Source organism: Streptomyces parvulus (genome assembly GCF_014648855.1).
In the GTDB taxonomy this organism is placed as follows: domain Bacteria; phylum Actinomycetota; class Actinomycetes; order Streptomycetales; family Streptomycetaceae; genus Streptomyces; species Streptomyces parvulus.
Genome location: NZ_BMRX01000006.1, coordinates 137,978 through 152,095 on the forward strand (window position 1 = coordinate 137,978; position 14,118 = coordinate 152,095).

The window sequence follows — 14,118 nt, forward strand, 5'->3', positions numbered from 1 at the left end:
GCGACCAGCCACAGCCTCCCTGCAGCCGCCCGACCACGGAACCCGGCAGACGCACCCGCCCCCACCGCTTACTGTTCATCACATGGAAGGCACAGTCACCGCACCCCCCTACGACCCGACGTCAGTCGCCCGCTGGGCCCCCGAGCCGGACAAACGCCCCGGCCGCACCGCCTTCCAACGCGACCGCGCCCGCATCCTCCACTCCGCCGCGCTGCGCCGCCTCGCCGGCAAGACCCAGGTCGTCACCCCGGGCGAGGGCACCCCCATGTGGGACGCCAGCCCCCGCACCCGCCTCACCCACTCCCTGGAGTGCGCCCAGGTCGGCCGCGAACTCGGCGCCGCCCTCGGCTGCGACCCCGACCTCGTGGAGGCCGCCTGCCTCTCCCACGACCTCGGCCACCCGCCCTTCGGGCACAACGGCGAACTCGCGCTCAACACCTTCGCCGAGGACTGCGGCGGCTTCGAGGGCAACGCCCAGTCCCTCCGGCTCCTCACCCGCATCGAGCCCAAGCGCTTCACCGACGACGGCCCCGTCGGCCTCAACCTGACCCGCGCCACCCTCGACGCCGCCACCAAGTACCCCTGGCCCCGGGGCTCCCACCCCACCGACCCGGCCTCGCGGAAGTTCGGCGTCTACGACGACGACCGGCCCGTCTTCGAATGGCTGCGCAAGGACGCCCCCGGCGCCCGCATCTGCTTCGAGGCCCAGGTCATGGACTGGGCCGACGACGTGGCGTACTCCGTGCACGACGTCGAGGACGGCCTGCACGCCGGCCACATCGACCCGAACTGCCTGCTCGCCGACCCCGAGCGCGAGGCCGTCTTCGACGCCGCCGTCGGCCGCTACGTCCCCGCCGGCACCGACCACGCCGAACTCGCCGCCGCCCTCGACCGGCTGCTCGCCCAGGACTGGTGGCCGCACGGCTACGACGGCACGGCCGGCGCCCAGGCCCGGCTCAAGGACGCCACCAGCCAGCTCATCGGCCGGTTCTGCCTGGCCGCGGAGACCGCGACCCGGGCCGCGTACGGCGGCGGCCGGCTCACCCGGTACACCGCCGAGCTGGTCGTCCCGAGGGAGACCCAGCTGGAGTGCGCCGTCCTCAAGGCGGTCGCCGTGCGGTACGTGATGCAGCGCAGCGAGCAGGAGCGGCTCCGCGCCGACCAGCGGATCGTCGTCGCGGAACTGGCCGAGGCGCTGACCGCCCGCGCCCCCGACGGCCTCGACCCGCAGTTCCGGGCCCTGTTCGACGCCGCCGCCGACGACCGGGCCCGCAAACGGGTGATCGTCGACCAGATCGCCTCCCTCACCGACGCCTCGGCCCGCTCGCTTCACGCCCGGCTGACGGGGCATCCATGAGACTGGTGGGACGGGTGTGACCCGACAGGCCGCGCGGCTCCGGCAACCGGACCCCGCGTGGCCTGATCGGGCCGCTCCCCCTTCCCGCACCACGCCGCGTGCGGGACGCTCGCATGTGGCGGCACCCTGACGAGGAGGCAAACAAGTGGTCGACGCGGATCAGACATTCGTCATCGTCGGAGGCGGCCTGGCGGGCGCGAAGGCGGCCGAGACGCTCCGCACGGAGGGCTTCACCGGCCGGGTCATCCTCATCTGCGACGAGCGCGACCACCCCTACGAGCGCCCCCCGCTGTCCAAGGGCTACCTCCTAGGCAAGGAGGAGCGCGACAGCGTCTTCGTCCACGAGCCCGGCTGGTACGCGGCGCACGACGTCGAGCTGCACCTCGGCCAGACGGTCGTCGCGATCGACCGCGAGGCCAAGACCGTCCACTACGGCGACGACGGCACCCACGTCAGGTACGACAAGCTGCTCATCGCCACCGGCGCCGAGCCCCGCCGCCTCGACGTCCCCGGCACCGGCCTCGCGGGCGTCCACCACCTGCGCCGCCTCGCCCACGCCGAGCGCCTCAAGGGCGTCCTCGCCTCCCTCGGCCGGGACAACGGCCACCTCGTGATCGCCGGGGCGGGCTGGATCGGCCTGGAGGTCGCGGCCGCGGCCCGCGAGTACGGGGCGGAGGTGACGGTGGTCGAGCCCGGCCCGACCCCGCTGCACGGCGTCCTCGGCCCCGAGCTGGGCGCCGTCTTCGCCGAGCTGCACGAGTCGCACGGCGTGCGCTTCCGCTTCGGCGTGGAGCTGACGGAGATCGTCGGCCAGGACGGCATGGTCCTGGCGGCCCGCACCGACGACGGCGAGGAACACCCGGCGCACGACGTGCTCGCCGCGATCGGCGCCGCCCCGCGCACCGCGCTCGCGCAGGCGGCCGGACTGGAGATCGCCGACCGCGCGCACGGCGGCGGCATCGTGGTCGACGAGCACCTGCGCACCTCCGACCCCGACATCCACGCGGCCGGCGACGTGGCCTCCTTCCACCACGCGCTCTTCGACACCCGGCTGCGCGTCGAGCACTGGGCCAACGCGCTGAACGGCGGCCCCGCCGCGGCCCGCGCGATGCTCGGCAGGGGCACGGCCCACGACCGCGTCCCCTACTTCTTCACCGACCAGTACGACCTGGGGATGGAGTACTCCGGCTGGGCGCCCGCGGGGTCGTACGACGAGGTGGTGATCCGCGGGGACGCGGCCAAGCGCGAGTTCCTCGCGTTCTGGGTGAAGGAGGGCCGCGTCCTGGCCGGCATGAACGTGAACGTGTGGGACGTCACGGAGCCGATCCAGCGGCTGATCCGCTCGAAGACCCCGGTGGATACGGAGGCCCTGGCGAACCCGCACGTATCCCTGGAAAGCCTCATCGCATAGCTGTCGTACCGTCCCCGTAGACTTCACGCGTGGCAGGACGGATCAACGACGAGGACGTGAAGGCGGTACGGGACGCGGTCCCGATCGACGCCGTCGTCTCGGAGTACCTCCAGCTGCGCAACGCGGGCGGCGGCAATCTGAAGGGCCTGTGCCCCTTCCACGACGAGAAGTCCCCGTCCTTCCAGGTCAGTCCGAGCAAGGGGTTCTTCCACTGCTTCGGCTGCCAGGAGGGCGGCGACACCATCACGTTCGTGATGAAGATCGACCACCTCACCTTCTCCGAGGCGGTCGAGCGCCTGGCGGGCCAGGCCGGGATCACCCTGCGCTACGAGGAGGGCGGGTACAACCCCAGCCACCAGCGCGGCGAGCGCATCCGCCTGGTCGAGGCCCACAAGATCGCCGCGCAGTGGTACGCGGAGCAGCTGGCCACCAGCCCCGAGGCGGACACCGGCCGCGCCTTCCTCGCCGACCGCGGCTTCGACCAGGCGGCCGCCCAGCACTTCGGCGTCGGCTACAGCCCCCAGGGCTGGGACCACCTCACCCGCTACCTGCGGGGCAAGGGCTTCAGCGACAAGGAGCTGGTCCTCTCCGGCATCGCCCAGGAGGGCCGGCGCGGACCCATCGACCGGTTCCGCGGCCGGCTGATGTGGCCCATCCGCGACATCGGCGGCGACGTCGTCGGCTTCGGCGCCCGCAAGCTCTACGAGGCGGACAACGGGCCGAAGTACCTGAACACCCCCGAGACCGCGATCTACAAGAAGTCCCAGGTCCTCTACGGCATCGACCTGGCGAAGAAGGACATCGCGAAGGCCTCCCGCGCGGTCGTCGTCGAGGGTTACACCGACGTCATGGCCTGCCACCTGGCCGGCGTGACCACCGCCATCGCGACCTGCGGCACGGCCTTCGGCGGCGACCACATCAAGATCCTCCGCCGCCTCCTCATGGACAACGGCTCGGCCCGCGTCATCTTCACCTTCGACGGCGACGCGGCCGGCCAGAAGGCGGCCCTGCGCGCCTTCGAGGACGACCAGAAGTTCGCCGCCGAGACCTACATCGCCATCGCCCCCGACGGCATGGACCCCTGCGACCTGCGCCTCGCCAAGGGCGACGACGCGGTGGCGGACCTCGTCGAGCCGCGCACCCCGCTCTTCGAGTTCGCGCTGCGCCAGATCGTCTCCCGCTACGACCTGGACACCCCGGCCGGCCGCGCCGCCGCACTGGACGAGGCCGCCCCCGTGGTCGCCCGCATCAAGAACAGCGGCGCCCAGCACGAGGTCGCCGTGCAGCTCGCCGGCATGCTCGGCATCCTCGACACCCAGTTCGTCGTCAAGCGCATCGCCCAGCTGGCCCGCTGGGCCCGCGACCGGGGCGGCCGCGGCGCCCCCGCCCCCGACCGGCACCAGCACGGCGGCGTCTCCCAGCACCAGGGCGCCGCCACCCGCCCCGGCCCCCGCGGCCCGGCCCTCAACCTCCGCAACCCCGTCTTCGCCACCGAACGCGAACTCCTCAAACTCGCCCTCCAACGCCCGGAACTGGTCTCCCCGGCCTTCGACGCGTACGGCGTCGACGAGTTCACCGCCCCGCCCTACGCCGCCGTACGCGAGGCGATCCTGGCGGCGGGCGGCGCCGAGTTCGGCGTCCAGGACCCGCAGGACTACCTGGTCCGGGTGCGCGAGGCGGCCCCCGACGACACCGTCCGCGCCATGGTCACCGAACTCGCGGTCGAGGCGATCATGCTGCACCGCGGCGTGAAGGGCGTCGACGACGTCTACGCCGGCGCCCAGCTGGTCACGGTCCGCCGCCGCGCCGTAGAACGCCGCATCCGCGACATCACCGGCCGCCTCACCCGCCTCTCCGGCCACGGCGACCCGGCCGAACTGGCCGCGGTCCAGAACGAGCTGTGGATCCTCCAGCAGTACGACCAGAACCTCCGCGTCCACGGCGCCGCGGCCCTCTAGAGCCGACCCCGGGTAATCGCCCGGTCACGCCCCGGACGCAAAAAGTCACCGCACGCCCCTCGTGGCGGTGATGTGTCGTACCCCACACTGGGGGCGGTGCCCGAGTCCTCGGAGTGCGGCTGATCCGTTGCGGCGGGTCGCCGGTTCCCGCGGTTCCGTCGCAGGGCGTACGGGGCCGGCTCCGCGCCCCGAAGTACCGCCGCCGGCCCCCGCCGGCCGCGTCCATCCTGGAGGTCGCCCCCGTGCAGACCCAGACCCTCACCCAGACCCACACCGGTACCGACGGCGCGGAGCGGGACGCGCGCGGCGGGATCGTCGCGGCGGACGTGCGGCACCGCGCCGCGGACCGGCCGGACGACCCGGCGGAACCCGCGGACGTGGCCGAGCCGGAGGAGCCGGGCGGGGGCGGCGACGCCGTGGAGCCCGCCGAGTCCGCCGAGCCGCCGCCGCCCACCCGTACGGAGTCCGGCGGGCCCTCCTCCGACCTCTTCCGGCAGTACCTGCGCGAGATCGGGCGGATCCCGCTGCTCAGCGCGGCCGAGGAGGTCGACCTGGCGCGGCGCGTGGAGGCCGGGCTGTTCGCCGAGGAGAAGCTGCGGCTCACCCCCGACCTGGACAGCGGCCTCGCCCTCGACCTGGACCGGCTCGTCGTCCTCGGCCGGGTCGCCAAGCGCCGTCTGATCGAGGCGAACCTGCGGCTCGTGGTGTCGGTGGCGAAGCGCTACGTCGGACGCGGACTGACCATGCTCGACCTGGTCCAGGAGGGCAACCTCGGGCTGATCCGCGCGGTGGAGAAGTTCGACTACGCCCGCGGCTACAAGTTCTCCACCTACGCCACCTGGTGGATCCGCCAGGCCATGTCCCGCGCCCTGGCCGACCAGGCCCGCACCATCCGCGTCCCCGTCCACGTCGTCGAACTGATCAACCGGGTCGTCCGCGTCCAGCGCCGGATGCTCCAGGAACGCGGCTACGAGCCCACCCCGCAGGAGGTCGCCGACCACCTCGACCTCGCCCCCGAGCGGGTCGGCGAGGTGCTGCGCCTCGCCCAGGAGCCGGTCTCGCTGCACGCCCCCGTCGGCGAGGAGGACGACGTGGCCCTCGGCGACCTGATCGAGGACGGCGACGCCGCCAGCCCCGTCGAGTCCGCCGCCTTCCTGCTGCTGCGCCAGCACCTGGAGGCCGTGCTCTCCACCCTCGGCGAGCGCGAGCGCAAGGTCGTCCAGCTCCGCTACGGCCTGGACGACGGCCGCCCCCGCACCCTGGAGGAGATAGGCCGCATCTTCGGCGTCACCCGGGAGCGGATACGCCAGATCGAGTCCAAGACCCTCAACAAGCTCCGCGACCACGCCTACGCCGACCAGCTGCGCGGCTACCTGGACTGACCCGGCCGCCGGGCGGACGTCACTCCTCGGTCGGCACGCACAGCACCGGGAACGGCGAGAGGTGCAGCAGCTTGTGCGGGGTGGAGCCCAGCAGCGCCCCGCGCATCGGGCTCTCGCCCCAGCTGCCCACCACGATCACCCGCGCCCCGTGCCGGGCGGCCGCGGTGATCAGGGCCTGCGCGGGTTTCTCGTCGATGATCTCGACCGTGCTGGGCACCCCCGCCTCGTCGGCCGCCTCCACCGCGTGCCGCAGCGCCGTCCGCCCCGTCTCCACCAGCGCCTCGTGGTGGGAGCCGTACTCCTCGCCCATCGACCCGGGCGCCGCGGCGCCGTAGACGAGCACCAGGGGCTCGCCGAACGCGGCCGACACCTCCACCGCGACCCGCAGCGCGCGGACGGCGCCCGCGGACTCGTCGTACCCGAGGACCACCGACATCTCAGCTCTCCTCGTTCTTCAGGGGCTCCGGCCCCGCCACACCGGGCCGCTCCGACCAGAACGCCGGTGACACGAACCGCCACACGAGCATCACGACCACCCCGACCAGGGCGATGCCGATGCCGATGACCAGCGGGGGACCGAGCCCCAGCCAGGACACCCCGCTGTAGGAGTTGGCCGGGTCCGCCATGTCGATCACGGACTCCACCAGCAGCCAGATCAGCAGCCCCGCCCCGACCAGCGGACCCACCCCGATCAGCAGCAGGTTGCGCAGGCTCTCGGTGAGGCGGCGCCGGTAGTACACCGCGCACGCGATGCCCGTCAGGGCGTAGTAGAACGCGATCAGCAGCGACAGCGCGGTCAGCGAGTCGAACAGCGCGTTCTCGCTGATCTGCCGGACCACGAGATACCAGACGATGGCGATGCCGGCCACCCACCAGGTGGACACGTCGGGCGTGCGGTAGCGGGGGTGGATGCGGCCGAAGGAGGCGGGCAGCGCCCGGCGGCGGGCCATCGACAGCGCCGTGCGCGAGGCCGGGATGATCGTCGTCTGGGTGGAGGCCAGCGCGGACGTGGACACCGCGAGCAGCACCACCCAGTCCCAGCCCCCCATGGCCTCGCCGGCCAGCAGGGCGAAGACGAACTCCTCCTCGCCCGCGTTCTCGGACAGGAACAGCGGCCCGGCGTACGCCACCACCGCGAAGCCGACCGCCACGTACGTCACCAGGAGCACGATCGTCGACCAGACGGCCGCCCGGCCGGGTGCGGACGCGGAGTCCCGGATCTCCTCGGTGAGGTTGACCGCCGACTCCCAGCCCCAGTAGATGAACACCCCGAGGAGCAGCGCGGCGGTCAGGGACGCGCCTCCGGAGCCGAAGGGGTTCATCCAGTCGGCCGCGGGTCTGACCGAGTCGAGGGTGCCCGTGCCGGCGTAGACCCGGTACAGCGCGACCACCGCGAAGGCCAGCAGACAGGCCACCTGCGCCAGGATCAGCACGTTCTGCACCCGGGCCGACAGTTCCGTGCCGATCACGCAGACCCCGGTCATCACCAGGATCAGCAGCACGGTGAGCAGCTGCCGCACGACCTCGTTCTCGGCCCAGCTGTCGAGCCCCACGGTGAGCAGGCCGAAGGTGACGGCGACGTCCGCGAGCGAGCCGACGACCAGTACGCCGGTCATGGCGATGGCCCACCCGCCGAGCCACCCGGACCACGGTCCCATGGCCCGGGTGACCCAGGAGAACGTCGTCCCGCAGTCCTGGTCGACCTTGTTGAGGTAGTAGAACGCGGAGGCGATCAGCAGCATCGGCACGAAGGACGCGAACATCACGCCCGGCGCGTAGATCCCGACCAGCGCCACGACCGGACCGATGACCGCCGCCAGCGAATACGCCGGCGACGTCGCGTTGAGTCCGATGACCAGCGCGTCGACGAAGCCGATCGCGTTGGCCTTCAGGCCGGGCGGTCCTCCGGCCTCTCCCTCGGTTCCCTCGGTGGTGGTGGCCATGGCCCCTCGCTCCGGTGTGCGGGCGTCGGCCGGACAAGGGGATTGTCCTGCCCTCTACCAATATGAGGTGGTTGCGGGCAGATCTCATCCGGACGACGCCGTCGGAGCACCGGCGGGGCGGGCGCGCTACTCCACCTCGGCCACCGCCTGCGCGAACTGCGCCCGGTACAGCCGGGCGTACGCACCGTCCGCCGCCAGCAGCTCCGTGTGCGCGCCCTGCTCCACGATCGCGCCGTTCTCCATCACCAGGATCGTGTCCGCGTCCCGGATCGTCGACAGCCGGTGCGCGATCACGAACGAGGTCCGCCCGTGCGCCAGCTTGGCCATCCCCTTCTGGATCAGCACCTCGGTACGGGTGTCCACGGACGACGTCGCCTCGTCGAGGACCAGGATCACCGGGTCGGACAGGAACGCCCGCGCGATCGTGATGAGCTGCTTCTCTCCGGCGCTCACCCCCGTGCCCTCGTCGTCGATCACCGTGTCGTAGCCGTCGGGCAGGGTCCGCACGAACCGGTCGGCGTGCGCGGCCCGCGCCGCCTCCTCGATCTCCCCGCGCGTGACCTTCCGCGACGCCCCGTACGCGATGTTCTCGGCGATGGTGCCGCCGAACAGCCAGGTGTCCTGGAGCACCATGCCGATCGCGGCCCGCAGCTCGTCCCGGGACATCCTCGCGATGTCCGCGCCGTCCAGCGTGATCCGCCCGCCGGACACCTCGTAGAACCGCATCAGCAGGTTGACCAGGGTCGTCTTGCCGGCCCCCGTCGGTCCGACGATGGCGACCGTGTGCCCCGGCTCCACCGTCAGCGACAGGTCCTCGATCAGCGGCTTCTCCGGGTCGTACCGGAAGGACACCTGCTCCAGCGCCACCCGCCCGCGCAGGTCCTCGGGCCGGGAGCCCGGGAGCGGGTCGGCCGACTGCTCCTCGGCGTCCAGCAGTTCGAAGACCCGCTCCGCCGACGCCACGCCGGACTGCACCAGGTTCGCCATCGAGGCGACCTGCGTCAGCGGCATGGAGAACTGCCGGGAGTACTGGATGAAGGCCTGCACGTCGCCGATGGACAGCGAACCCGAGGCCACCCGCAGACCGCCCACCACCGCGACCAGCACGTAGTTGAGGTTGGAGACGAACATCATCAGCGGCTGCATGATGCCGCTGTTGAACTGCGCCCTGAACCCGGCCTCGTACAGCTCGTCGTTCTGCTCGGCGAACTGCTTCGCCGACTCCTCCTGCCGCCCGAACACCTTGACGAGCGCGTGCCCGGTGTACATCTCCTCGATGTGCGCGTTCAGCTGCCCCGTCGTGCGCCACTGCCGTACGAACTGCGGCTGCGACCGCTTGCCCACCCGGGTGGCCACCACGAACGACAGCGGCACGGTCACCAGCGCGACCAGCGCGAGGATCCAGGAGACGTAGAACATCATCGCCAGCACGCCGATGATCGTGAGCAGCGAGTTGATCAGCTGGCCCATCGACTGCTGGAGCGTCTGCCCGATGTTGTCGATGTCGTTGGTGGCGCGGCTGAGCACCTCACCGCGCTGCCGCTTGTCGAAGTACGACAGCGGCAGCCGCGACAGCTTCGTCTGCACGTCCTCGCGCAGCCGGAACATGGTGCGGTTGACCGCCCGGTTCACCAGCCGGGTGGCGACCGCCATCAGCAGCCCGGCCACCGCGAACACGGCCAGCGCCAGCAGCAGCACCCGGCCCACCGCGTCGAAGTCGATGCCCTGGCCCGGGGTGAAGTCGGTGCCGCGGAGCATGTCCGCCGTCCGGCCGTCACCGCGCTCCCGCATCCCCTCCAGGACCTGCTCCTTCGTGGCCCCGGACGGCATGTCCCGCCCGACGATCCCCGCGAAGACCAGGTCGGTGGCCCGGCCGAGGATCTTCGGCCCGACCACGCTCAGGCCGACGCTGACGACGATGCAGCCCACCAGGGTGAACAGGGTCGTCCGCTCCTGCCGGAACCGGGCGACGAGCCGTTTGCCCGACCCCTTGAAGTCCATCGAACGCTGGTCGGGGCCGCCCCCGGCCATCATGCGACCCGCAGGCCCGGCCATCAGGCAGCCTCCGCTTCCGTCAGCTGGGAGAGCACGATCTCCCGGTAGGTCTCGTTGTCCGCCATCAGCTCGTGGTGCCGGCCCACGCCGACCACCCGGCCCTCGTCCAGCACCACGATCCGGTCGGCGTCCCGGATGGTCGCCACCCGCTGGGCGACGATCACCACGGTCGCCTCGGCCGTCTCCCGCCCCAGCTCGGCCCGCAGCGCCGCGTCGGTCGCGTAGTCGAGCGCGGAGAAGGAGTCGTCGAAGAGGTAGATCTCCGGGCGCTGGACCAGCGTCCGGGCGATGGCGAGCCGCTGCCGCTGGCCGCCCGACACGTTGGTGCCGCCCTGCGCGACCGGCGCGTCGAGACCGCCCTCCAGCGCGGCGACGAAGTCCTTCGCCTGCGCCACCTCCAGGGCGTGCCACAGCTCCTCGTCGGTGGCGTCCGGATTGCCGTAGCGCAGGTTGGTCGCCACGGTGCCCGCGAAGAGGTAGGGCTTCTGCGGCACCAGCCCCACGATCCGGGCCAGCACCTTCGGGTCGACGTCCCGCACGTCCACCCCGTCGACCAGCACCGCCCCGTCGGTGGCGTCGAACAGCCGCGGGACCAGCCCGAGCAGGGTCGACTTGCCGCTGCCGGTCGAGCCGATGACGGCGGTCGTCTCGCCCGGCCGCGCGGTCAGTTCGATGTGCCTGAGCACCGGCTCCTCGGCCCCCGGATAGCGGAAGCCCGCCCCGCGGATCTCCAGGTGCCCGTGCCGGCGCAGCTCGGTGACCGGCGCGAGGGGCGGCACCACGCTGCTCTCGGTGTCCAGGACCTCCTGGATGCGCTCGGCGCACACCTCCGCGCGCGGCACCATCATGAACATGAAGGTGGCCATCATCACGGACATGACGATCTGCATCAGATAGGCGAGGAACGCGGTCAGGTCGCCGATCTGCATCCCGCCGCTGTCGATGCGGTGGGCGCCGAACCACACCACGGCGATCGACGACAGGTTCACCACCGTCATCACCACGGGGAACATCAGCGCGAGCAGGTTGCCGGTGCCCAGCGCCACCTCGGTGAGCTCGGTGTTGGCCTTGCGGAAGCGCTCCTGCTCGTAGTCGTCCCGTACGAAGGCGCGGATGACGCGGTTCCCGGTGATCTGCTCCCGCAGTACCCGGTTCACCGTGTCCAGCCGCACCTGCATCGCCCGGAACAGCGGGCGCAGCTTCCGCACGATCAGCGTGACCGAGACCGCGAGCACCGGCACGACGCCGACCAGCACCCCGGACAGCGGCACGTCCAGACCGAGCGCCATCACGATGCCGCCCACGCACATGATGGGCGCCGAGACCATCAGCGTGAACGTCATCAGGGCCAGCATCTGGACCTGCTGCACGTCGTTGGTGGTCCGGGTGATCAGCGAGGGCGCGCCGAAGCCGCCCAGCTCGCGCGCCGAGAAGGACTGCACCCGGTCGAAGACGGCACCGCGCACGTCCCGTCCGAGGGCGGAGGCCGTGCGCGCGCCGTAGTAGACGGCGCCGATGTTGCACACCACCTGGGCCAGGGAGATGCCGATCATCACGGCGCCGTAGCCCAGGATGTAACCGGAGTCACCCTTCACGACACCGTTGTCGATGATGTCCGCGTTCAGGGTCGGCAGGTACAGCGACGCGCAGGTCTGCAGGAACTGCAGCGCCACCAGCAGGGCGATGGGTTTCTTGTAGGGCCTGAGATAGGTCCGCAGGAGTCGTATGAGCACGCTGGGTCTCTCGGAGTCGGCGACGGGGCGAGTGGTTGCCCCTGGCCCCTATCGTCGGGCACTCCACCCTCGTTACCTCAACCGATTAACCCAAGAGCGCGGCAAATTCCGGCCCAAGGGCGCGACCGCGGCCCGCGTCAGGTCCGCAGCGCGCCCGGGTGGGTCTGCTCGCGCACGGAGACGAACTGCTGCCGCACGGCCTGCCCCACCGCCAGCTCTTCGCCCGGCTCCAGCACCTGGGCCACCGCGCCCTGCCAGACGGGCGGGGTCCGCGGGTCCAGCGTGCCCTGCGACACGCCCAGCGCCCAGGCCGCCTGCCGGGCCGAGCCGATCGCCGCGTAGTCCGCCGGCTGCGGCACGACGACCTGCGTGCCGAACAGCGCGGGCGCCGCCGCCTGCACGGCCGGCAGCTCGGCCGCCGCGCCCAGCAGGAAGACCCGGCGCACGTCCACGCCCCGGCCGCGCAGCACGTCCAGGGCGTCCCCGAGCCCGCACAGCATCCCCTCGAACGCGGCCCGCGCCAGGTGCTCCGGCCGCATCGACTCGCGCCTGAGGCCGGCGAGGGTGCCGGCGGTGTGCGGCAGGTTCGGCGTCCGCTCACCCTCCAGATAGGGGAGCAGCACCAGCCCGTGCGCGCCGGGCGTCGACTTCATCGCCAGCTCGGACAGGCTCTCCAGGTCCGGTACGCCGAGCAGCTCGGCGGCGCCGCGCAGGGTGCGTACGGCGTTCAGCGTGGTGACGACCGGAAGGTGCATGCCGGTCGCGTCCGCGAGGGCGGTGATCATGCCGGACTGGTCGACGAGCGGCTCGGTGTGCACGGCCATCACGGAGCCGGACGCGCCCAGCGACACCACCGCGTCGCCCAGGCCGATGCCGAGCCCGAAGGCGGCGGCCTGGGTCTCGCCGGTACCGGCGGAGATCAGCAGCCCCTCGGGTGTCGTACCGGCGGCCTCGGCGGGGCCGATCACCTCCGGCAGCATCACCTGGTGGCCGAGGGCCAGCTCGACCAGGTCGGGACGGTAGGCGCCGGTCGCCGCCGACCAGTAGCCGGTGCCCGAGGCGCCGCCCCGGTCGGTGGTCCGCCGGACCGGCCTCCCGAGCAGCTGCCACACCAGCCAGTCGTGGGCCTGCAACAGGACCGCGGTGCGGGCGGCGGCGTCGGGCTCGCTCCGCGCCAGCCAGCGCAGCTTCGTCACCGGGTGCGCGGCCTGCGGGACGGCGCCCACGGCCTGCGCCCAGGCCTCACGGCCGCCGAGCCCGTCGATGAGGTCGGCCGCCGCCACCTGGGCGCGCTTGTCGCCGCCCACCATGGCCGGGCGCACGGTGTTGCCCTGGGCGTCCAGCGGCACCACGGAGTTGGCCTGCGCCGACACGCCGATGGCCTGCACGCCTTCCAGCAGGCCGCCGCCGGCCGCCTCCCCGAGGGACAACAGCCAGGCCTGCGGATCGACGTCTGCGGGCCGGCCGCCGCCCTCGGGGCTGTCCAGCGGGTGCGGCGCGTAGCCCTGGCGCAGCACGGCACCCGTGTCCGAATCGCAGACGACGATACGAGTGAAATCGGGCGAACTGTCCAACCCGGCGACTATCCCCATGCCCGAAATTCTGCCGCACCGGGAGACGTGGCCGTACCCGGTGGGGGCTTCGCGGCTCAGGTGTTGCTCGTGCCCCAGTCGTCCGGGCCGGTGCCGTTCGTGCCGCGTTCCCGCAGCGAGCGGACCCGCTGGGCCACCGAGTCGGGCATCCGGTCACCCACCTTGTCGCTGACCACGTGGTACGCCTTGTCCGCGAAGTGCCTGCCCTGCTGGGCCGCCGACTCGGCGGTGTTGCGCACCGCCGGGTTCTGCGCGACCTGCCGTGCGGACTTCCGCAACTGCTCGTACCGTTCCCGCCCGGCCTTCGTGCCGAGCACGTATCCCGCCGCTAGTCCGACGACGAACGTGAGCCGGTAACGCATGGTGGCCACCCTTCTTCTTCGCTGGCTCCGAGGTGCCGGAGAGTACCGATTGGCGGAGCACCCCCCTGCTTGCGCTAATGTATGTGTCGCAGCGAGCGCGCGCCCCCTGGCGAATACCCAGGCCGACGCGTTCGATGCGGTTCGAGACTTTCCTCGGTAGCTCAATTGGCAGAGCAGCCGGCTGTTAACCGGCAGGTTACTGGTTCGAGTCCAGTCCGAGGAGCTCGGTCCTCCGTAGCTCAATTGGCAGAGCAGCCGGCTGTTAACCGGCAGGTTACTGGTTCGAGTCCAGTCGGGGGAGCACCGTGAACGAGGACCCCTCCGG

Annotated in this window: 10 protein-coding genes and 2 tRNA genes; 6 read left to right on the plus strand and 6 right to left on the minus strand. The window is 72.1% G+C overall.

Annotated features, from left to right (window positions below; genetic code table 11):
* Positions 1-82: 82 nt before the first annotated feature.
* From IE108_RS12745 to IE108_RS12760, 4 genes are all read left to right on the plus strand, one after another.
* Positions 83-1,357: a deoxyguanosinetriphosphate triphosphohydrolase gene (locus tag IE108_RS12745; protein WP_064727764.1), complete on the plus strand. Its 1,275-nt coding sequence runs from the start codon at positions 83-85 to the stop codon at positions 1,355-1,357.
* A 145-nt stretch (positions 1,358-1,502) separates the two neighbouring features.
* A complete protein-coding gene (locus IE108_RS12750; RefSeq protein ID WP_064727763.1) occupies positions 1,503-2,768 on the plus strand; it encodes an NAD(P)/FAD-dependent oxidoreductase in 1,266 nt (421 codons plus the stop codon).
* Positions 2,769-2,797: 29 nt separating this feature from the next.
* The gene (dnaG, locus tag IE108_RS12755; RefSeq protein WP_064727762.1) at positions 2,798-4,726 is read left to right on the plus strand and encodes a DNA primase; all 1,929 of its coding nucleotides are present in this window, start codon (positions 2,798-2,800) and stop codon (positions 4,724-4,726) included.
* Between the two features lie 122 nt (positions 4,727-4,848).
* Complete coding sequence (locus IE108_RS12760; protein WP_064731738.1) at positions 4,849-6,108, plus strand: RNA polymerase sigma factor; 1,260 nt, start codon at positions 4,849-4,851, stop codon at positions 6,106-6,108.
* Between the two features lie 19 nt (positions 6,109-6,127).
* Here IE108_RS12760 and IE108_RS12765 read toward each other — a convergent pair whose 3' ends face one another.
* From IE108_RS12765 to IE108_RS12790, 6 genes are all read right to left on the minus strand, one after another.
* Positions 6,128-6,544 carry a universal stress protein gene (locus tag IE108_RS12765; RefSeq protein WP_064727761.1) on the minus strand — a complete coding sequence of 139 codons (417 nt, stop codon included), beginning with the start codon at positions 6,542-6,544 and terminating at the stop codon, positions 6,128-6,130.
* A gap of 1 nt (position 6,545) precedes the next feature.
* The gene (locus IE108_RS12770) at positions 6,546-8,051 is read right to left on the minus strand and encodes an APC family permease (RefSeq protein ID WP_064727760.1); all 1,506 of its coding nucleotides are present in this window, start codon (positions 8,049-8,051) and stop codon (positions 6,546-6,548) included.
* A gap of 126 nt (positions 8,052-8,177) precedes the next feature.
* Positions 8,178-10,106 (minus strand): ABC transporter ATP-binding protein, encoded by a 1,929-nt coding sequence (locus IE108_RS12775; protein WP_064727759.1) that lies wholly within the window; start codon positions 10,104-10,106, stop codon positions 8,178-8,180.
* Complete coding sequence (locus IE108_RS12780; protein ID WP_064727758.1) at positions 10,106-11,839, minus strand: ABC transporter ATP-binding protein; 1,734 nt, start codon at positions 11,837-11,839, stop codon at positions 10,106-10,108. Before IE108_RS12780 ends, IE108_RS12775 begins: the two co-directional genes overlap by 1 nt.
* A gap of 137 nt (positions 11,840-11,976) precedes the next feature.
* On the minus strand, positions 11,977-13,431 hold the full coding sequence (locus IE108_RS12785; protein ID WP_064727757.1) for a xylulokinase: 1,455 nt from the start codon (positions 13,429-13,431) through the stop codon (positions 11,977-11,979).
* Positions 13,432-13,487: 56 nt separating this feature from the next.
* Positions 13,488-13,802, minus strand: a complete 315-nt coding sequence (locus IE108_RS12790) for a YtxH domain-containing protein (RefSeq protein WP_079163499.1) — start codon at positions 13,800-13,802, stop codon at positions 13,488-13,490.
* A gap of 141 nt (positions 13,803-13,943) precedes the next feature.
* Here IE108_RS12790 and IE108_RS12795 point away from each other — a divergent pair.
* Positions 13,944-14,016, plus strand: a tRNA-Asn gene (locus IE108_RS12795).
* A gap of 5 nt (positions 14,017-14,021) precedes the next feature.
* Positions 14,022-14,094, plus strand: a tRNA-Asn gene (locus IE108_RS12800).
* Positions 14,095-14,118 lie beyond the last annotated feature (24 nt).

Excerpts from the sequence above, each read along its gene's own strand:
- IE108_RS12745 (WP_064727764.1), top strand. The coding sequence starts at position 83 with ATGGAAGGCACAGTCACCGCACCCCCCTACGACCCGACGTCAGTCGCC.
- IE108_RS12765 (WP_064727761.1), bottom strand. The coding sequence starts at position 6,544 with ATGTCGGTGGTCCTCGGGTACGACGAGTCCGCGGGCGCCGTCCGCGCG.
- IE108_RS12785 (WP_064727757.1), bottom strand. The coding sequence starts at position 13,431 with ATGGGGATAGTCGCCGGGTTGGACAGTTCGCCCGATTTCACTCGTATC.
- IE108_RS12775 (WP_064727759.1), bottom strand. The coding sequence starts at position 10,106 with ATGGCCGGGCCTGCGGGTCGCATGATGGCCGGGGGCGGCCCCGACCAG.
- IE108_RS12770 (WP_064727760.1), bottom strand. The coding sequence starts at position 8,051 with ATGGCCACCACCACCGAGGGAACCGAGGGAGAGGCCGGAGGACCGCCC.